Origin of the sequence: Palleniella muris (assembly GCF_004792655.1) — a bacterium.
Classification (GTDB): Bacteria; Bacteroidota; Bacteroidia; order Bacteroidales; family Bacteroidaceae; genus Prevotella; species Prevotella muris_A.
In genome coordinates, this window is record NZ_SRZC01000001.1 from 94,422 (window position 1) to 114,945 (window position 20,524).

The window sequence follows — 20,524 nt, forward strand, 5'->3', positions numbered from 1 at the left end:
TCATCATGGTTTCTCGTGAAAAATCTTGATAAAACAAAAATCAACCAACAACAATAAAAGAAAAAACAAACAGATGGCAAAGAAAGCACTTTTGATGATTCTCGACGGATGGGGAATCGGCAAGCACAACAATGGTGATGTTATCTTCAACACTCCGACACCTTATCTTGACTATCTCACAGCCGTATCGGCTCACTCACAGCTTCAGGCTTCAGGCGAAGATGTAGGTCTGCCTGACGGACAGATGGGCAACTCCGAGGTGGGTCACCTCAACATCGGTGCCGGACGCATAGTCTATCAGGACCTCGTGAAAATCAACCGCGCATGCGCTGACGGCTCTATATCCCAGAATCCACAGGTTGTGGAGGCTTACAACTACGCCAAGGAAAACGGCAAGAAGCTCCACCTTATGGGGCTTGCGTCAAACGGTGGCGTACACTCTTCACTGGACCATCTCTTCAAACTTATTGAGGTAGGCAAGGAATTCGGACTCTCTCAGCAGACTTTCGTACACTGCTTCATGGACGGCCGTGACACAGACCCTAAGTCAGGCAAGGGCTTCATCGAGCAGATTGACGCAAAGTGCAAGGAGAACGATGCCAACATAGCATCCATCGTTGGACGTTTCTATGCCATGGACCGTGACAAGCGCTGGGAGCGTGTTAAGGAGGCTTACGACCTTATCGTGAACGCTGAGGGCAAGAAGGCTGACGACATGGTGAAGGCTATGCAGGAGTCTTACGATGAAGGCGTTACCGACGAGTTCATCAAGCCTATCACAAACGCTGCCGTAAACGGCAAGATTGAGGAGGGCGATGTGGTCATCTTCATCAACTTCCGTAACGACCGTGCAAAAGAACTGACACAGGTGCTCACACAGCAGGACCTCCCTGAGCAGGGCATGAAGACTATTCCGGGCTTGCAATACTATTGCATGACTCCTTACGACGCAAGTTTCACAGGCGTGAAGATTCTCTTCCCAAAGGAGAATGTTATGAACACTCTCGGCGAATATCTCTCACAGCAGGGCAAGAAGCAGCTCCACACAGCAGAGACAGAGAAGTATGCTCACGTGACATTCTTCTTCAACGGCGGCAGAGAGACTCCTTACGAGGGTGAGGACCGCATACTTGTAGCTTCCCCGAAGGTTGCCACTTACGACCTCAAGCCTGAGATGTCAGCTTACGAGGTTAAGGATAAACTGTGCGCAGCAATACTCACAGAGCAGTATGATTTCATCGTCGTGAACTTCGCAAATGGCGATATGGTGGGCCATACAGGCATCTACAACGCCATTGCAAAGGCTGTACACGCTGTTGACAACTGTGTTGAGGATGTCATCGAGACAGCAAAGGCGTGCGGATATGAGGCGATTATCATCGCTGACCACGGCAATGCGGACAATGCAATCAACGCTGACGGCACACCAAACACAGCACATTCTCTCAATCCTGTTCCTTTCATCTATGTCACAGACAACAACTCTGCGACAGTAAAGGACGGCCGTTTGGCTGACGTTGCTCCTTCTATCCTCCACATCATGGGACTGGAGAAGCCGGCAGACATGACGGGTGAGAACCTCATCGTTGACTAATCGGGCTATGGGTTGCAGGTGACAGGTTGTGGGTAGAATTACCAACAGCAGACAAACTGACAACCCAAAACCTGCAACCCAAAACCTATTTGATGAAACACATAAACATCGAGCCTTCTTGGCAAGAGAAACTACAGGGTGAGTTTGACAAAGACTACTTTGTCGGACTCACCCGTTTTGTACGCGAGGAATACAGCCATTACAGATGTTATCCTCCCGGGAACGAGATTTTCAATGCCTTCAACCTCTGTCCTGTTGACAAGGTGAAGGTCGTAATAATAGGGCAGGACCCATACCATGGTGCAGGTCAGGCGGAAGGTCTGTGCTTTTCTGTCAAGACAGGCATACCGTTGCCACCGTCCCTTGTCAACATTTTCAAAGAGATAAAGGACGACATAGGCACCGTTCCACAGATTATAGAGGATGCCAACGGCAGGAAACTCTATGACGGTTCTCTCCGCCGATGGGCGGAACAGGGAGTGTTGCTCCTCAACGCCACACTGACCGTGCGCGAGCATGTTGCCGCTTCGCACCAGCGGAAAGGATGGGAAGAGTTCACGGATGCCGTCATCGAGACCGTCTCCCGTGAATGTCCCCATGTTGTCTTCCTGCTTTGGGGCGGCTATGCGCGCAACAAGAAGCGTCTCATCGACCAACAGAAGCACCTCATTCTTGAGTCCGTCCACCCCTCTCCCCTCTCCGCCAACCGTGGCGGTTGGTTCGGAAACCGCCATTTCTCCCGTTGCAACGAATGGCTGAAGCAGCAAGGTCTGAAGCCTATACGGTGGTGAAAACAGAAATACATTGTAATGGAAAAGCATGAAACCGGTCACAAGATGTAACCGGTTTCATGCTTTTCTGGTAATATGTTGTTGGTTTTGGGGCTACAGTTTTGACCTATACGCCATAGTCTTTCTATTCTTTCCGATGCAGGTTGGCAAGAATATCCATTCAGGAAACTATCCGAAGAACATGTAGCAGATGATGATTGCGGCAATGATTCCCGCAAGGTCTGCGGCGAGACCGCAGGTGACAGCGTGGCGGGTCTTGCGTATTCCCACACTGCCGAAATAGACTGCAAGGATGTAGAAGGTAGTGTCCGTAGAACCTTGGAAGATACTTGCCAGCCTGCCGACGAAGGAATCCGCGCCATACTGTGTCATCGCATCGACCATCATGCCACGCGCACCGCTGCCGGAGAGGGGCTTCATGATGGCGGTAGGCAAAGCTCCGACAAATTCTGTGCTGCCTCCGACAGCCTCTATCGTCCATGAAATGCCGCCAATAAGCCAATCCATGCCGCCTGAAGCGCGGAAAACACCGATGCCTACAAGTATAGCCACAAGGTACGGAATTATGGTTACAGCGGTCTTAAAGCCTTCTTTCGCACCCTCAATGAACACATCGTAGACATTGATGCGCTTCCGCATGCCTGCCACAATGAATGTGCAGATGATGGACATGAGGATGACGTTCGCCGCCGTCCTTGACACAATCTCCATCGTTTCCCTGTCCATCATCGAGAAACCCCATATTATCGCCGACACAGCAAGGCACATAATACCGAGCGCGGAAAGCATGGTGCGGTTGATGAGGTTTATCTTCTGGAACATCGAAGTCACAATAATGCCGGTCAATGTGGAAAAGAATGTGGCGAGAAGCAAGGGGATAAACACATCAGAAGGGTTCGCCGCACCGAGCTGTGCACGATAGACCATGATGCTGACCGGTATGAGTGTCAGGCCGGAAGTGTTCAGCACAAGGAACATAATCATAGGATTCGTGGCGGTGTCCTTCTTCTTGTTCATCGCCTGAAGCTCTCCCATCGCCTTTAGTCCCATAGGAGTGGCGGCATTGTCCAAGCCGAGCATGTTCGCCGCGATGTTCATAAAGATTGTTCCCGTGACTGGATGTCCCTTGGGAACATCAGGGAACAGACGGCAGAAAACAGGCGAAAGCAAGCAGGCGAGGACATTCACCACGCCACCTTTCTCACCGATTTTCATTATTCCGAGCCACAGTGAGAGTGCTCCTGTAAGACCTATAGAGATTTCAAACGCCGTCTTTGCCGACTCGAAAGTGGAGTCTATGATTGCCGGAAATACGGTTATGTCTCCGAAAAAAATCAGTTTCATGAGTCCTATTGCAAAGGCAATGAGGAAGAATGCGATGAATATGTAATTCAGAACCATGTTTTTTTTACCTGTTGTTTACTGTTTTCCACGGCACGGGAGTCCTATCTGAACTCCACGACCACTGTCTCGTAGCCTATGGCACGGAAGCGTTCCGACATCCTGTCCGTGGCGAGACGGCGCGCATCGGACACCACACGGGGAGTCACGGCAGTTTGTATCATCTTGCTTTTCGCACGCTCCAGCATCGCCTTCTTGATTGATTTGTCCGCCTCGATGTCATCATTCTCCGACAGGACAAGCACCGTACGGCTCTCGTCTATGAAGTTTGAGTCCAGCAGACAAATGTCCGGCAGCGTCAAGCGGACGGTGTCTTTCGTGCGCACACACCAGTCTTCCGGCAGCTTCTGCATATCCATACCGACGGAAAGCCTGCCATAATAGCGTCTCTGCAGCTTGTCGTTGACAAATCCGAGCCAACGCTTCACGACGGTGTCCACCTGCACATTAGTGTCAACATAGGTCAGTTCCCACTGCCCTATGGAGCGTATGGAGTCCATCACCGCCTTTGTCTGCTCCACCCTCTCCTCTTGTGAGGTGGAGATTCCGGTGTCTTTCAGCATCCATTTCATGCCGAACCACAGCACGGCAAGCAGCACAACGGCTGTCAAAGCCATGTACAAGTATTGCTTCAGTATGTTCATTTCTTCAAGTGTAAGCGTTTAAGTATCGGACCGAGTGGCAGGTCATAGTGCACTACATGTGCCACAAAAAGGAATATCACGCTGGTGTTCACAGCAAGTGCGCCAACGGTCGGCAGATTGCTGTTGCTCCATTCTATTGCAAGATAGAACAGTATCGTTATCAGAATGTACACCGTTATGCTGCCCATAGGATAAGCGATAGGGTTCTTTCTCTGTCCTACGATGTAGGAAAGCACCATCGCCGTGCCATAGCCGGCAAAGCCTCCCCATGCGCAAGCCATGTATCCGTACTCCGGAACAAAGAGGATGTTCACCGCCACAAGCACCGCACAGCCGGCGAATGAGAACCATGCGCCCCAGATAGTCTTGTCGATGAGCTTGTACCAGAAGGAGAGATTGAAGTAGATTCCCATCATTATCTCCGCCGCCATGACAATAGGAATGGTCTGAAGTCCGGCATGATAGTCGCTGCGCACTATGTGTTTCAGGATGTTCAGATAACCCATGACACAGAGGAAGGCAAAGAGCGTGAAGATGAGGAAATACTTCATCGCCACGGCATAGTACTCCTTGGAGTCCTTGTCCTTAGCCTTTGCAAAGACAATCGGCTCATAAGCGTAGCGGAAAGCTTGGGTTATCATCGCCATAATCATAGCCACCTTGACACACGCGCCATAGACTCCGAGTTCCACCTGCGCTTCCGCCATGGTGTGGATGCTGGTCCTTGTGTACGCCCATGGGAATATCATCTTGTCGAAAGCCTGGTTGAGTATGCCGGCAATGCCTAACACAAGGATTGGCCATGAGTAGGAAAGCATCCGCCTGAGCAGTGAGAAGTCAAACCGCCACTTTATCGCTAACAGTTCAGGAATGAAGAAGAAGGTTATCAGGGCGGTGCATACGAGGTTCAGGGAGAAGACGTAATAGACATCATCCTTGCCGAGAACGACGAAATAAAGCAGGTTTAGTCCTATGTTCATGATGATGAACAGGAGTTTCAGGGCTGCGAACTTGAGTGCCTTTTTCTTATAACGGAGGAACGAAAACGGTATTGCCTGAACGGCATCGAGCGCAACCGTGGCAGCCATAAGCAGCACGTATGCGTGGTGGTCGGCATAACCGAGCCATTCGCACAGTGGCGTTGCGAAACCGAACACTCCGAGAAGGAACACCGCAGTGAGCGCTCCGACAATGCCCATGGTGGTGGAGAACACTGTGTCAGGGTTCTCTCCGTCCTTGTTGGCGAAGCGGAAGAAGGTTGTCTCCATGCCGAAAGTGAGGATGACAAGTATCAGTGCGGTGTAGGCATAGAGGTTTGTCACCACGCCATATCCGCCGCTTGACGCTGCGATGACATGGGTGTAGAGCGGCACAAGGAGGTAGTTGAGGAATCTGCCCACTATGCTGCTCAAGCCGTAGATGGCTGTGTCTTTTGCTAAAGAAGCGAGTTTTGACATTTTGGTTTTGTTGTTGTTGCGGCATGATGTATCATGATGCAACATGAGAAATCAGTATTAATCATGATGAACCATGAGACGACATGATTCATCATGACAAAGCAACAGTAGTCTTCCCTATCCTACCGAACCTTCGAGCGACACGGAAAGGAGCTTCTGCGCCTCCACTGCGAACTCCATAGGCAGCTTGTTGAGCACCTCCTTGGCATAGCCGTTGACGATAAGTCCCACCGCCTGCTCCATCGGGATGCCGCGCTGCTGGCAGTAGAAGAGCTGGTCCTCGCTGATCTTCGATGTCGTCGCCTCATGCTCAAAGATAGCGGTGTCGTTGCGCACATCCATGTATGGGAAAGTGTGCGCCCCGCATTCCGAACCGAGAAGCAGGGAGTCGCAGGAAGAATAGTTGCGTGCATTGTCCGCCTTGGATGTCGCACGGACAAGTCCGCGGTAAGAGTTCTGCGAATGGCCGGCGGAGATTCCCTTGGAGATGATTGTCGATTTCGTGTTCTTTCCCATGTGAATCATCTTCGTCCCGGTGTCCGCCTCCTGGTAGTTGTTTGTCACCGCAACGGAATAGAACTCCGCAACAGAGTCGTCACCGCGCAGGATGCACGACGGATATTTCCACGTTATGGCAGAGCCGGTCTCCACCTGAGTCCACGAAAGTTTGCTGCCCGCGCCGCGGAGGTCTCCGCGCTTGGTCACAAGATTGAGCACACCGCCCTTTCCGTTCTCGTCACCGGGATACCAGTTCTGCACGGTGGAGTACTTCACCTCTGCCTTTTCCTTCACGATAATCTCGACGATGGCGGCGTGGAGCTGGTTCTCGTCACGCATCGGTGCCGTACATCCCTCAAGATAAGAGACATAGGACTCGTCATCGGCGATAATCAGTGTGCGCTCAAACTGTCCCGTGTTTCTTGCGTTGATACGGAAATAGGAGCTGAGTTCCATGGGGCAGCGCACACCCTTCGGTATGTAGACGAACGAGCCGTCGCTGAACACTGCCGAGTTGAGGGCGGCGAAATAGTTGTCGCGGTAAGGTACAACGCTGCCGAGATACTCACGGACGAGGTCGGGATGCTCCTTGACAGCCTCGCCGATGGACATGAAGATGATGCCCTTCTCCTTGAGTTTCTCCTTGAAGGTGGTCTTCACAGAGACAGAGTCCATTATGGCATCCACCGCCACACCGCTCAGTGCGAGGCGTTCCTCCAACGGGATTCCCAGTTTGTCGAATGTCTTCATGAGCTCCGGGTCGATGTCGTCCAGGGTCTTGACCTTGCTCTCCTTCTTCGCCATAGGGTCGGCATAGTAGGAGATTGCCTGATAGTCTATCTCCGGCACAGTGACGTGTGCCCATGTCGGCTGCTCCATTTTCTCCCAGTGGCGGTAAGCCTCAAGACGGAAATCGAGCAGCCATTGCGGCTCACCCTTCTTGGCTGAAATGAGGCGCACGACATCCTCATTGAGTCCGACGGGTATTATCTCGGTATGCACATCGGTGGTGAAGCCGTATTCATATTTCTGTTCAGCCACCTGACGCACAAATTCGTTCTTCTCTGCCATAATCTTTATATAGAGTATCTTTTATTCTTTTGTTTTTCAATGAGTTACAAAGTACTTGCGAAAGGTATCACTTTACCCTGCAAAAGGTATCACTTTACCCTGCAAAAGGTATCACTTTATTGGTCAAAAGATAACCTTTCGTATGGTAAAGTGTTACCTTTCATTTTCCACTCCCCATTCCTTCATTATTGGCATCATGAGGAAAAGCCCTGCGCTTTCAGTTCGTCCGCCACGGTACAAAGCTCATCGTACCACTCTTTCCCGAAGCGTCGGATGAGCGGTTCCTTAAGGAACTTGTACAAAGGCATGTGCAGTTCCCTGCCTTTCTTTATGCCGGCCTTGCAGATGTCCCACCGGTGGTAGTTCAGACCGACAGTGCCGTTGCCGAACTCCTTCACGCGGATGGGGTAAAGCGCACAGGAAACGGGCTTGCACCATGACGTTTTCCCTGCACGGAAAGCCTTCTCCGTGGCGCAGAGGCAGCAGCCTTTGACTGTGCAACCGCCAAGGTCGAGGTCGTCATAATAGGTGAAGACACAGTCCTTTCCGTTGACAATGCTTGTCACAAGGTCACCCTCGCGGTCGGTGTATGCCACGCCCTGCTTGTCAATCGTAGCCTGCGCATTGGCGGAAAGGTCATGCCACACTGTGTCAAGAACGTCCTCGAGGTTGGCTATTTCGTCAAGGGTGACCGGCGCACCGGCGTCGCCCTCGATGCAGCATTGCCCTTTGCAGGCCTCGAGGTCGCAACAGAATTCCTCGGTAATGATGTCCGTCGAGACGAGTATTCCTTGTATTTCGATTATCATGCTTTGTTCCCATAGACGGTCTGCAAACGCTTCTCCGCGTCTGCAAGACCGTAAGTTATATGACTGTTTTCCTATGTCTTACGTGAAGCTGATTACCTTCACTTTGTCCGCTCCATGTTCACCGCCGGACAAGTCGTCACGGCGCGGTGCGCCTGTCGACTGGCTGATGAGGTCACTGAGCTGCTGGCGTGTGCGCTTAGCGGTAGGAGTGTTCTCCACGGCGTCGATGATTGTGTCGTTGTCCAAGTCCTCTGCGTTGAAGATATAGACATTGGCGGCACGGCGAACGAACTTGTTGTCGGTGTCGCCATAGTACTTGCGGCGGCGTTCATCCTTCTTCGCCTCAGCCTCAGCCCTGGCGGCTTCGGCGATAGCCTCTTCCTGGTCCTGCTTCTTGACACGTTCGGAGAGTCCGTCAACGGAGGAGATGCCGAAGCCTGTGGCAAGGATTGTGACCTTGACCTTGTCGCCAAGTTCCGGGTCGCTGAACAGTCCCCACTTGGTCTCTATCTCATCGCTGAAGCCGTCCATGAAGTCATTGACGTCGTTCATCTCGTCCATCATCAGTCCCTGAGCGTTCTTTTCGGCAGAGGAATAGATGGCGAGGAGGATTTTCTTTGAGTTGAAAATGTCCTTGTTGTTGAGCAGTGGGGAGTCGAGAGCGTCACGGATGGCGTTCTTGACACGACCTTCGCCTTCGCCATAGCCTGTGGACATGATTGCCACACCGCCGTCCTTGAGGACTGTCTTGACATCGTTGAAGTCAAGGTTGATTATGCCGTGCTCGGTGATAATCTCTGCAATGGACTTCGCGGCGATAGAGAGAGTGTCGTCAGCCTTGCCGAATGCCTGCATGATAGGCAGGTCAGGATAGATTTGGAGCAGGCGCTGGTTGTTGATAACAAGCAGCGCATCGACATTGTTTGCTATCTCTTCCACACCGTTAAGAGCCTGGTCAATCTTCTTCCTGCCCTCAAACTGGAACGGGATGGTCACGATACCGACGGTCAGGATGCCCTGTGCCTTGGACTCGCGTGCAATGACAGGAGCGGCACCTGTGCCTGTTCCGCCGCCCATTCCTGCGGTGATGAATGTCATTTTAGTACCGTCGGAGAGCATGTTGCGCACGGCGTCGATGGTTTCCTCTGCCGCCTCGCGGGCACGTGCAGGGCGGTTGCCGGCACCGAGTCCCTCGTTGCCGAGCTGCAGCTTCACCGGTACGGGGGAATCATTGAGAGCCTGTGCGTCAGTGTTGCAGAGCACGAAGGACACGTCATGTATGCCTTCACGGTACATGTGGTTGACAGCATTGCCGCCGCCACCGCCTACACCGATGACTTTTATTATGCTGTGCTTTTTCTCCGGAGCACCGAAATCCACGAGATTGGATAATGTATTGTTGTTGTCTGCCATAAATTACTGTTCTTTTTTTACGTTTCAATATTGGTCGTTCTTATTCTCCGGTGTTATTCTTCCGCCTCGGTTATCTTCCTGAAGAAGTCAATGAATCCGCGCTTTATCTTGCCGGAGGTGGAATTTCTCTTGCGTTCCTCTTCTTCGGCAGCCTTCTTTGCAGCCTCTTCCTCAGCCCTCTTGCGCTCCTCCTCTTCGGCTCTTCTGCGCGCTTCCTCGGCAGCCGCCTCGCGTTCCCTTGCTCCCTGGATTTGTCCCGGTTTCATCTCGCTGGTCGTGCGTGTGCCGGAAGTTTCGGCATTGGTGTCGTTATCCGAGGTAAAGAGGGTGTTAATCTCGCTCAGTGGTCTGCCGGAAGAGATGCCGTCAGCCTTCACAAGGAGTGCGAGTGCTGTGCATATTGTGGCATTTTCCTCAATGTTGACATTCTTGGCAGTGTTGACACTGACATTGATTTCCTTTGCTATGCGTATCTTGTCGATGTTGGAGTATTTGCGGAACGCCAGTTCTATGTTCTTCAGGTTGCATCCTCCGCCGGTGAGGACTATGCCACCGACAAGTTTGTCGGCGTATTCCGAAGGAATCTGCGCTATGGCGTTCTTTATGATTTCCTCGGCACGCGCCTCCACAATAGGGATGAATTCACGCTGAGGGACTGACCTCAGAGGGTCGATACTGAGTTTCATCTCAGGGTCTACATCCGAGGAGTTTGTCAGTGCGGAAGCGTATTTCAGTTTCATGTTCTCAGCGTCCATCTCATCGACATGGAAGGACATGATGTCCTTTGTTATGTTCCATCCGCCCATAGGTACGGTGACGATATGGCGGAGTATGTTCCTGTAGTACACGGATACTGTCGTTGTCATAGCCCCAAGGTCGACAAGGATGCATCCGGTGCGCTTCTCTGACTCCGTCAGGATGCAGTCAGCGAGGGCTATAGGGGCAAAATAGTAGCTTGTTGCCGGCATCTTCTCCTGCTCGAAGCATTTTGAGAGGTTGCGGTCAAAGGTGTCGCGCCATACGATGTTGAGGAAGTTCCCCTCTATGCGGTTGCACTCTATGCCGACAGGGTCAAGCTGGAACTGCGAGTCGACTTTATACTCCTGTGGCACGACATCGAGGATTGTCTTGCCCTGATAGTGTGTGGCGCGGTTGCCGTCCATCATGTGGTCGATGATGAAATTGTTGACAACGGTTGCCTCATCAAGGTCCCTTACGATGGTGTTGACCACGCTACGTATTCCCTGTCCTCCTATGCCGACATGCACACGGATGATTTCTGTCTGCAGCTGGTCCTGCAGGCGGCGTATTATGTTGCGTATGCTTTGGTTTGTTTTCTCTATATTATAGACGGTTCCTTTGCGTATACAGGAGGGTGCTGTCTCAGAAGCGACGGCGAGAACGGAGATGCTTCCGTCCATCTTCTTCTGTCCGGCTATGCCGATAATCTTTGAAGAGCCGAGTTCTATGGCTACATAAAATTCTTTTGTTGCTGGCATAATGTGTATTTTTTTAGGAGTATTTTCAGTTGTTAATTATTCTGTTTCTTGTTTTGTTCTTGCTTCTTCTCTTGTCCATCCAAGATTCCTGCCGCCATGTCGTGAATGCTTCCGGGCTTCTGTTCCGGTGGTGTGGCAATCTGGATTTTGGTTTGCTGCGGATGTTTCTTGCAGATAATCTGGTTACGGAACTGCACATCGATGGTTTCATACTTGTTCCATCCTGTCTCTTTCAATCCATAGATGTAGAACTTTTCGAGACGGTCGAGCTTCTCATTGGTGTATGCCGTGACCTCATCTATCCTCTTTTGCTGTGTTGTTGCTTCAGGCAGATAGCCGAGAAAGATGATATGGTCACCTACACGTGGCACAATTTCTATGCCAAAGTCTTGCCTGACATTGATTTGTTCAACCTGGTTGCGCCAGAAATCGCTCTTCATTATCGTGTTGGCAAGTGCCGAGATGTACTGTCTTGCGAACTGTTTTGAGACATTGCCCGTGACGATTATGAGGTCGGAGGTGTACTTTGAGTTTGGCATTATTCCTCCATTCTCGTCGATATAGTAGTCATCACCGTTCCGGCTTTTGATGCGCACGAGCGGCGAACGTTGGGTGACATAGATGAGGACATGGCCGTCAGTGGTCTTGCAGCATTCGGCAGTGTTTACAAACGGTGAGTTCCGCAACACACTTTCTATCTTGCGTGGCGAGATTTTGTCAAGGTCTTGCTCAAGAGGATATATCCCTTTCTTCGTGAGAATTGCCTTTATCTCGTTGGCATCAAGGAAGCCGTAGGTCGACTCGTCAGTGATATTGATGTTCACCTTTGTGCATTTCTTCACCAGTTCCTTAGGACTGTTGAAGGCAGTGACGGCAAGCAGCAGATAGACCGCAAGGACTATGTCAATCAATATGATGATATACTTTTTCAATTATCTGTCCTATTGTTTTAAAGTATGTTGTTATAATGGTTATGATACTTCCTTATATGTTGCGCCGAAGGCTACTATTTTGCCTGTATTATCTCAGCTATCTTGCCGCAATAGTTGTCAAGGTCGCCCGCACCAAGTATGATAAGGACATCGAAATCGCGAGATTTCACGAAGTCAAGCACATCGGCCTTTGCGATAATCTGCTTCTCCACGCCTTCCGCAAGGTTGTCATAGATGAGCCGGGAGGTAACGCCCTCTATCGGCAACTCACGCGCCGGATAGATTTCGGTGAGCACAACTTCATCGAGAATGCTAAGCGCGTCGGCGAATTCCTTGTAGAAATCGCGTGTGCGGGTGTAGAGATGCGGCTGGAATATGGCAGTAATCTTGCGCTCCTTGTACAGTTCGCGCATGGAGCGTGCCGACTGCAGAATCTCCTTCGGGTGGTGGGCATAGTCGGAGAGGAACACATGGCGTGCGTCCTTTATCTTGAAATCGAAGCGGCGGTCGACACCTCCGTAGGTCTCCATGCCGTGGCGCAACTCCTCTGCCGTGCATCCGTTGAGCTGTGCCATCGCCATGGCGCAGATGCCGTTCTCGATGTTTATCGGTATAGGCTGTCCAAGATTGATGTCGCGGACGTCCTCTATCGGGGAGATGAAGTCAAAGACTATCTCACCGTTTGCTATGCGGATGTTCTCCGCATGGAAGTCTCCTTCTTCCTTGGAATATTCATATACGCGCACTCCCGGCTGTGGTTCAGCCTTCATTGCCAGGCCTTTGCGGAGGATAATGGCACCGCCCGGCCGGACAAGGGTGCTGTAATGGCGGAAGGATTCGAGGTAAGCCTCTTCCGTCCCGTAGATGTCAAGGTGGTCAGGGTCAGTGGATGTGATGACGGTCATCCACGGACGGAGCCAATGGAAAGAGCGGTCGAACTCGTCAGCTTCTATCACCACAAACCCGGATTTATCGGAAAGGATGTTGTTTGTGCCGTAATTCTTGGATATTCCGCCAAGGAAAGCGTTGCAATCGACATGGGATTGGTGCATGATGTGTGCGCACATGGTCGATGTGGTGGTCTTTCCGTGAGTGCCGGCGAAGCACAACCCCTTCTTGTCTCGTGTCAGCATGCCGAGAATTTGGGCACGCTTCATCACTTGGAAACCGTTCTTTTGGAAATAGCACAGCTCTGTATGGTCAGCCGGAATGGCAGGAGTATAGCAGACAACGCAGTTCTCCTTGTCCTTGAACTCCGGTGCAACGGAGTCTATATTGTCTTCATAATGTATGTCGATGCCCTCCTTGATGAGAATTTCGGTAAGGGTGGACGGAGTCTTGTCATACCCTCCGACCTTGTATCCGTTATTGTTGAAATAGCGTTCGAGGGCGGACATGCCGATGCCTCCTGCGCCGATAAAGTATATTGCCTTCATTCTTGTATTGCCTTTCTTGTTTTAATGCCTTATTTCTTCTCTGCCTGTTCGATGACGATTTTGGCTATCACCTCCGCCGAATCACGGAAAGCGAGCTTCGCTGCCTCACGCTCAAGCGCGCTGATGCGCTCAGGACTGTTGACGAGTGCTATCGTTTCCCTGACAAGTTCCCGGCGTGCGTCCTTGTCAGCACAGAACACTGCCGCCTGCTTGTCGGACAATGCGCAGGCGTTCTTTGTCTGGTGGTCTTCCGCAACGTTAGGGGAAGGGACGAGGACAGCAGCCTTTCCAAGAAGGCAAAGCTCTGAAATGCTTGACGCTCCGGCACGTGAGATGACGACATCCGCGGCACGGTACGCCATTGCCATGTCAGAAATGAACGCCTGAGGGTGGACAAGCCGGGTGCCGGAAGCCTCCGCCTTCTGCCTGCACTCCTCTGCATAGAACTTTCCTGTCTGCCAAAGCACCTGTATGCCGGCATTCTCGAACTCGCCGATGCCCTGTGCTATGCTGTCGTTTATTGTCCTTGCACCCAACGAACCGCCAATGACGAGAACAGTAGGACGGTCGGGCTCAAGTCCGAAAGCCTTGCGCGCTTCCTCGCGTGACGCCTTGCACTCGAGCAGAGCCTGACGGACAGGGTTGCCGGTGAGGACGATGCGCTCCTTCGGGAAGAAGCGTTCCATGCCTTGGTAGGCAACACATATCTTGACAGCCTTCTTTGCCAGGGACTTGTTTGTCACTCCTGCATAGGAGTTCTGTTCCTGGACGATGCAGGGGATTCCCATGGAATGTGCGGCGTTGAGTGTCGGGCTGCTAGCATATCCGCCCACACCGACCACTGCCTGCGGGTTGAACTCGCGGATGACCTTCTTCACTTGTGAGCGGCTTTTGAGGAAGTCGAGCATCACACCGACATTCCTCGGACTCCAGAGTGGGCGTATAAGTCCGCGCACGGGCAGACCGACAATCTTGTAGCCTGCCTGCGGCACGCGCTCCATCTCCATGCGTCCGTTTGCGCCGACGAATAATATTTCTGTATCAGGGCGCAGCGCCTTGATTGCGTTTGCTATCGATACGGCAGGGAAGATATGGCCTCCGGTGCCTCCACCACTTACTATGATTCTCATGGGTTGTTTGGGTTATTTTTTTGTTTTTTTTATCATGATGCAGCATGATGTAACATGATGCAACATGATATAACATTATGCATCGTGATGCCGTTCTGTTTCTCACACGTGCGCCTTCTCTGCCGGCAGGCGTTTCTTTGCCGACCTGGAGATAGAGAGGAGCATGCCGATGTACACGCAGTTGATGATTGTCGACGTTCCTCCCTTGCTTACGAGCGGCAGGGGCTGTCCCGTGACAGGCGCAAGTCCCACGGCGACAAGCATGTTGAACATCGCCTGGATGACAAGGAGCATGCCGATGCCCATGGCAAGATACGCTGGGAAGGTGTTGGCGCAGTTGCGTGCGATATGTCCGGCGCGCCAGAATATTATCACATACAGGCTGGCAATGATTGCCGCTCCCCACAGTCCGAGTTCCTCGATGATGATTGCGAAGATGAAATCCGAGAACGCCTGCGAGATGAAATCACGCTCCTCGGAGTTGCCCGGACCACAACCGACACCCTGGCTCTTTACGATGGCGATGTTGGCGTGTGCCACCTGCGCATCCTTGTCAAGGTCATACTCGTTCGGGGCGATGTCGCCACTTGACGTGAACTTCTCTATACGTGACTTCCATGTGTCAAAACGGTGGAGCAGACCGCCGGATTTTTCCGCATTATCCTCCTGCTGTCCTCGCTGCGAACCTTCTGCATACTCCACATGCTCCGTGTTTGCCGGCTTCGCGTCAGATGATGATTTGCCGAACGCCATGATGCTGGAGACAGCTATGACGCCACCGATGATGACCACTCCGAGCAGTTTTCCGAGCTGGGAAAGCGGCACACGGGCAACAAACATCATGAAGAACACCACTGCGGAGATGAGCACTGCGGTGGAGAAATTCTCAAAGAATATGGGCAGCACAATGAATGCGCTTGTGCCGAGAACCCACCAAAAGGCTTGCTTGTCGGCACCCTTCTCGGTCTGCATGGCACTGAGAATCTGCGCAACGGCGAGCACCAATGCGCCTTTCGCTATCTCGGAAGGCTGGAACTGTATGCCGGCGATGCCCATCCAACGGCTTGCTCCGTTGGTGCTTTCTCCGAAAAACAGCACCAGAAGGAGCATGAACACGGAGACGATGAGCAGCGGGAAGGTGACAATCTTGAAATATTTGCACGGCACATTGAGCACACAGAGCATGGCGCCGATGCCCATCAGTATGAAGAACGTGTGCTTCATGACAGGAAACCAGTAGCTTCCGCCCTTGTATATAAGGAACGACGAGGCGGAGAACACCTCAATGATGCTCACCAGACAGAGGATGAAGAATATCATCCAGATGACCTTGTCTCCCTTGAAGAGATTCTCTAATTTCTTGTTCACTTTACCTTATATTAATCTATGGTGTACAGATGCGGTTCCAAAGCGTTACCTTTGACAGTGCACAGTGTAACCTTTCACCATGTAAAAGGTTACCTTTCGCATAGTCAAGCGTAACCTTTTGTTTAACACTTTATAAACACCTGAAAGACAATGTTTTACAAATAACACCTATGCATACCACTCTTCATTATGAATCATGGCATGGCACGGACAATAGTCTTGAACTGCTCGCCACGGTCTTCCATGTTCTTGAAGAGGTCGAACGATGCGCAGCATGGCGAGAGCAGGACGCAGTCGCCCGGTTGTGCAAGGCTCCGGCATGCCTCGACACAATCCTTCATGGAATGAGTGTCGGCAACCGGCAGCCCGAGACTGTCGAAACTGCCGTGGAGCTTGGCGTTGTCCGCTCCGAGACAGACCACGGCGCGGCACTTTTCCTTCACTATGCCGGTGATTGCGGAGTAGTCATTGCCCTTGTCCTTTCCGCCGACAATGAGCACAGTAGGCTTGTCCATGGCTTTCAGAGCGACATGGCAGGCATCGACATTCGTTGCCTTTGAGTCGTTGACATAGAGCACTCCACCCTTCTCCGCGACACGCTCGAGACGGTGCTCCACGCCCGGGAAATCCTTCAGACACTCACGCACGAGAGCCTCATCGGCACCTGCGCTGCGCGTAGCGAGATAGGCGGCAAGAGCATTGCGCTTGTTGTGTTGCCCCATCTGTGAGAACTCAAGCCCCATATCCTCAAAGTCCGTGTCGACGAAAGCGTATTGTGACGGCATTCCGTCGTTCGCCGGACGGCTTGAAGGCGTAGGCTGCGGAGCGTAGCCGAGCATGCGTTTGCGCAGTTCCTCGGAGATGTGCTCATCCTCTTTCCAATAGATGAAGATGTCGTTCTCCGTCTGGTTCTGTATGATTCGCATCTTAGAATCTGTATAGTTCTGCATCGGTGTCGCGCCATTCTTAAGGCAATCGAAGTCGTAGCGGTCAAGATGGTCGGGCGTGATGTTCATGAGCACAGCGATGTCGGCACGGAAATCGAACATGTTATCCAACTGGAAAGAGCTGATTTCAAGGACATACCAGTCGTGGTCTTCCGTCGCCACCTGAAGAGCGTAGGAGCGTCCGATGTTTCCGGCGAGACCTACATCCACGCCGGACTTCTTCATTATGTAATATATGAGTGACGTTGTGGTTGTCTTTCCGTTGGACCCTGTTATGCAGATTGTCTTTCCTTTGCTGTACCGCTGTGCGAACTCCAGTTCGGCAAGGATAGGTGTCCCCTGCTCTATCAGCTGCCTTACGAGCGGTGCTGTGTCAGGGATGCCCGGGCTTTTCACCACCTCATCGGCATCGAGGATGCGCTCTGCGGTGTGCTTTCCTTCCTCCCACTCTATGTTGTTGGCGTCAAGCAACGCCTTGTATTTGTCCAGAATGGTGCCCATATCGGACACAAACACATCGTAGCCCTGCTTCTTTGCGAGGATTGCTGTGCCTGCTCCGGACTCTCCGGCACCGAGTATTGCTATCTTTCCCATCGTCGTCTGTTTTTTGTTTGGGTTATGGGTTGCGGGTTATTGGTTGAATCTTTATGATTAATAATGGTGCATCATGTTTTCTCATGGTGCATCGTGTCATATCATGTTACATCATTCTGCATCATGAAAAACCAACAACCTCCAACCCATAACCTACAACCTTCCGGTTATCTTATCTTAAGAGTTATTATTGCAAGTGCCGCCAGCAGCACGGTGGTTATCCAGAATCGTGTCGTGATTTTTGACTCCAGCCAGCATCCGCGAGGCCAGTTGAGCAGCACTTTCACGTCCGGAGCAAGCTGTCCGGGCAGTATGCGGAACGTGTCGTGGATAGGCGCGCGCTTGAACAGTCGCAGCTTCTTGCCGCGCTTGTTGCCGTATTTCGCCACCTGAACCTGCAGCAGCACGGAGACGCTCTCCATGAAGAAGATGAAGCAGAGGACAGGGATGAGCAGTTCCTTGTGGATGATGATGGCTGTCACGGCTATGATTCCGCCGATGGCGAGAGAACCGGTGTCACCCATGAATATCTGTGCCGGATAGGCGTTGTACCACAGGAAACCTATCAGTGCGCCGATGAATGCGCAGAGGAAGATGACGAGTTCCTGCGAGCCGGGCACGTACATGATGTCGAAATATGAGGCGAACGACATGTTCGACGACACATAAGCCAGGATGCCCAGTGCCACTCCGATTATCGCGGCATTGCCGGAGCACATGCCGTCCATGCCGTCATTGAGGTTGGAACCGTTGGAGACGGCTGTGACAACGATGATTGTCATCAGCACGAACACTGCCCAGCCGGCGGCTTCCTTATGCTCTCCGCAGAAGCTGACGAACCATTTGTAGTCGAGGTTGTTGTCCTTCACGAACGGGATTGTCGTTATCGTGGACTTCACAGGCTTACTCTTGTGGACGACAATCTCCGTGCCCTGCTTCTTCATCGATACGTTCTCGTGGATGACAGCGTCAGGGGAAAGCCAGAGGGTCACGCCGACAAACAATCCGAGGAGGCACTGTCCGGCGAGCTTGTAGACAGGGCGCAGTCCGTCTTTCGTGATTTTCATCTTTATATAATCATCGATGAAGCCTATCGCTCCAAGCCATACGGTTGTCACAAGGAGGATAATCATGTAGATGTTGCGCAACCTTCCGAAGAGGAGGCATGGCACAAGGATGGCGACAAGGATGATGACTCCGCCCATCGTGGGCACGCCTTTCTTCTGCTGTCCGTAAGGGTCGATGGAGACATCGCGCTGTGTCTCGCTGACATTGCGCTTGCGCAGCCATTTTATGAAGTACTCACCGAACCATATACTTATGACGAGTGAGGTGATGAGTGCCAATATGGCACGGAAGGATATGTAGCTCCAGAGGTGTGCTCCTTGGATGCCGTACTGCTCCAGGAAGCGGAAAAGGTAGTATAGCATAATGCGTTTCTGCTGTTCTTATGTTTGTTTTCCTACATTCCGAAGACCTTGCGAACCTCCTCGCGGTCGTCAAAATGATGCTTTGTCTCACCTATTATCTGGTAGTCCTCGTGACCCTTGCCGGCAATGAGGACAACATCGCCCGGCGCAGCCAGTGTCAGTGCGGTCTTGATTGCCTGACGGCGGTCGGTGATGCGGAGCACCTTCTTCATCTGTTCCGCATCGAGTCCCGCTTCCATGTCGTCAAGAATCATCTCCGGATCTTCCTTTCTCGGGTTGTCGGAAGTGAGGATTACGCGGTCGCTCTGGCGCACGGCCTCCTGTGCCATGACAGGGCGTTTGCCCTTGTCGCGGTTGCCTCCGCATCCACAGACGGTGATTACCTGACCCTTGCCGTTGAGGACTTCGTGGATAGCCTTCAGCACATTGTCGATTGCATCAGGGGTGTGGGCATAGTCGACAATGGCTGTCACGCCTTCCTTGGAGCGTATGGGCTCGAGTCGTCCGGCAACACTCGTCAGTGTAGAGAGGACGAGTAGCACGTCTTCCTCCTGCTTTCCAAGCATCAGGGCGGCACCGTAGACAGCGAGAAGGTTGGAGACATTGAACTTTCCGATGAAGCGGACGGCAACCTCGCGGTTATTGATTTCGAGGAGCATGCCCTCGAAATGGCACTCGAGGATGCGTGCCTTGAAGTCTGCCATGCCACGTGTGCTGTAGGTCTTCACTGTCGCCTTTGTGTTCTGCACCATGACCATGCCGTTCTTGTCGTCAGCATTGGTGATTGCGAAAGCACCCTTCGGCATGTTGTCAAAGAAGAGTTTCTTTGCGTTGCGATAGTTCTCGAACGTCCCGTGGTAGTCAAGGTGGTCGCGGGTGAGGTTGGTGAACAAGCCGCCGGCGAACTGCAAGCCGCCGATGCGCTGCTGTACGATGGCGTGGCTGGAGCATTCCATGAAGACATATTCGCATCCTGCCTCCGCCATCCGTGCGAGGAGACGGTTGAGTTCGATAGGGTCAGGAGTGGTGTGCGACGCCTCTATCGCCTCATCCTCTATGTAGTTGCACACTGTGGAAAGCAGTCCGCACTTGTGACCCATGCGGCGGAACATATTATATAATAAGGTGGCGATTGTCGTCTTGCCGTTTGTTCCTGTCACGCCGACGAGCTTCAGTTTGCGTGAAGGGTCGCCGTAGAATGCCGTAGCGGCAGGACCGACAGCGGATTCGCATGACTGCACCTGTACGAATGTCACATTTTCGAATTGTTCTTCAGGCATATCCTCACAGATGACCGCCACGGCTCCGAGTTCAATGGCTTTAGGAATGAACCTATGACCGTCGACCTGTGTGCCTTTCATCGCCACGAAGATGTGTCCCGGCTGTATCCGGCGGCTGTCGATGTTTATGCCTGTTATATCCTTGTCAGTGTCGCCTACTGTCTTCAGTACGCTGACTTTCTTGATGATTTCCGATAGTTTCATGATAACATGTTATATGTAATGTATGT

16 protein-coding genes are annotated in these 20,524 nt (G+C 52.1%); 2 read left to right on the forward strand and 14 right to left on the reverse strand.

The window, feature by feature from the left end; all coding sequences use genetic code 11:
• The first annotated feature begins 73 nt into the window (after positions 1–73).
• Both gpmI and ung read left to right on the forward strand, forming a co-directional pair.
• The gene (gene gpmI / locus E5358_RS00355; protein WP_135938390.1) at positions 74–1,594 is read left to right on the forward strand and encodes a 2,3-bisphosphoglycerate-independent phosphoglycerate mutase; all 1,521 of its coding nucleotides are present in this window, start codon (positions 74–76) and stop codon (positions 1,592–1,594) included.
• 92 nt (positions 1,595–1,686) lie between these two features.
• Complete coding sequence (ung, locus tag E5358_RS00360) at positions 1,687–2,385, forward strand: uracil-DNA glycosylase (RefSeq protein ID WP_135938391.1); 699 nt, start codon at positions 1,687–1,689, stop codon at positions 2,383–2,385.
• 168 nt (positions 2,386–2,553) lie between these two features.
• Here the strand turns inward: ung and E5358_RS00365 are convergent, their stop codons facing one another.
• The 14 genes from E5358_RS00365 to E5358_RS00430 all read right to left on the reverse strand — a co-directional run bounded on the left by E5358_RS00365 (position 2,554) and on the right by E5358_RS00430 (position 20,498).
• A complete protein-coding gene (locus tag E5358_RS00365; protein ID WP_135938392.1) occupies positions 2,554–3,786 on the reverse strand; it encodes a nucleoside recognition domain-containing protein in 1,233 nt (410 codons plus the stop codon).
• A gap of 44 nt (positions 3,787–3,830) precedes the next feature.
• Entirely contained in the window at positions 3,831–4,430 is a 600-nt protein-coding gene (locus E5358_RS00370; protein WP_135938393.1) for a DUF4230 domain-containing protein, read from the reverse strand.
• Complete coding sequence (locus E5358_RS00375; protein WP_135938394.1) at positions 4,427–5,887, reverse strand: lipopolysaccharide biosynthesis protein; 1,461 nt, start codon at positions 5,885–5,887, stop codon at positions 4,427–4,429. The genes E5358_RS00370 and E5358_RS00375 overlap by 4 nt, the downstream gene beginning before the upstream one ends.
• 117 nt (positions 5,888–6,004) lie before the next feature.
• Positions 6,005–7,456, reverse strand: coding sequence for a Fe-S cluster assembly protein SufB (sufB, locus tag E5358_RS00380; RefSeq protein ID WP_135938395.1), 1,452 nt, complete (start codon positions 7,454–7,456; stop codon positions 6,005–6,007).
• Between the two features lie 194 nt (positions 7,457–7,650).
• The gene (locus E5358_RS00385; protein WP_135938396.1) at positions 7,651–8,265 is read right to left on the reverse strand and encodes a DUF3109 family protein; all 615 of its coding nucleotides are present in this window, start codon (positions 8,263–8,265) and stop codon (positions 7,651–7,653) included.
• A gap of 78 nt (positions 8,266–8,343) precedes the next feature.
• Positions 8,344–9,678 (reverse strand): cell division protein FtsZ, encoded by a 1,335-nt coding sequence (ftsZ, locus tag E5358_RS00390; RefSeq protein ID WP_135938397.1) that lies wholly within the window; start codon positions 9,676–9,678, stop codon positions 8,344–8,346.
• A 53-nt stretch (positions 9,679–9,731) separates the two neighbouring features.
• Positions 9,732–11,177, reverse strand: coding sequence for a cell division protein FtsA (ftsA, locus tag E5358_RS00395; protein ID WP_135938398.1), 1,446 nt, complete (start codon positions 11,175–11,177; stop codon positions 9,732–9,734).
• 32 nt (positions 11,178–11,209) lie between these two features.
• On the reverse strand, positions 11,210–12,109 hold the full coding sequence (locus tag E5358_RS00400; RefSeq protein WP_135938399.1) for a cell division protein FtsQ/DivIB: 900 nt from the start codon (positions 12,107–12,109) through the stop codon (positions 11,210–11,212).
• A gap of 74 nt (positions 12,110–12,183) precedes the next feature.
• Positions 12,184–13,545, reverse strand: a complete 1,362-nt coding sequence (locus E5358_RS00405) for a UDP-N-acetylmuramate--L-alanine ligase (protein WP_135938400.1) — start codon at positions 13,543–13,545, stop codon at positions 12,184–12,186.
• 29 nt (positions 13,546–13,574) lie between these two features.
• A complete protein-coding gene (murG, locus tag E5358_RS00410; RefSeq protein WP_135938401.1) occupies positions 13,575–14,675 on the reverse strand; it encodes an undecaprenyldiphospho-muramoylpentapeptide beta-N-acetylglucosaminyltransferase in 1,101 nt (366 codons plus the stop codon).
• A 102-nt stretch (positions 14,676–14,777) separates the two neighbouring features.
• Positions 14,778–15,995 (reverse strand): FtsW/RodA/SpoVE family cell cycle protein, encoded by a 1,218-nt coding sequence (locus E5358_RS00415; protein WP_135938521.1) that lies wholly within the window; start codon positions 15,993–15,995, stop codon positions 14,778–14,780.
• Between the two features lie 242 nt (positions 15,996–16,237).
• Positions 16,238–17,584: a UDP-N-acetylmuramoyl-L-alanine--D-glutamate ligase gene (gene murD, locus E5358_RS00420; RefSeq protein WP_135938402.1), complete on the reverse strand. Its 1,347-nt coding sequence runs from the start codon at positions 17,582–17,584 to the stop codon at positions 16,238–16,240.
• A 167-nt stretch (positions 17,585–17,751) separates the two neighbouring features.
• Positions 17,752–19,014 carry a phospho-N-acetylmuramoyl-pentapeptide-transferase gene (locus E5358_RS00425; RefSeq protein WP_135938403.1) on the reverse strand — a complete coding sequence of 421 codons (1,263 nt, stop codon included), beginning with the start codon at positions 19,012–19,014 and terminating at the stop codon, positions 17,752–17,754.
• Positions 19,015–19,046: 32 nt separating this feature from the next.
• Positions 19,047–20,498: a UDP-N-acetylmuramoyl-L-alanyl-D-glutamate--2,6-diaminopimelate ligase gene (locus E5358_RS00430; protein ID WP_135938404.1), complete on the reverse strand. Its 1,452-nt coding sequence runs from the start codon at positions 20,496–20,498 to the stop codon at positions 19,047–19,049.
• Positions 20,499–20,524: the final 26 nt, after the last annotated feature.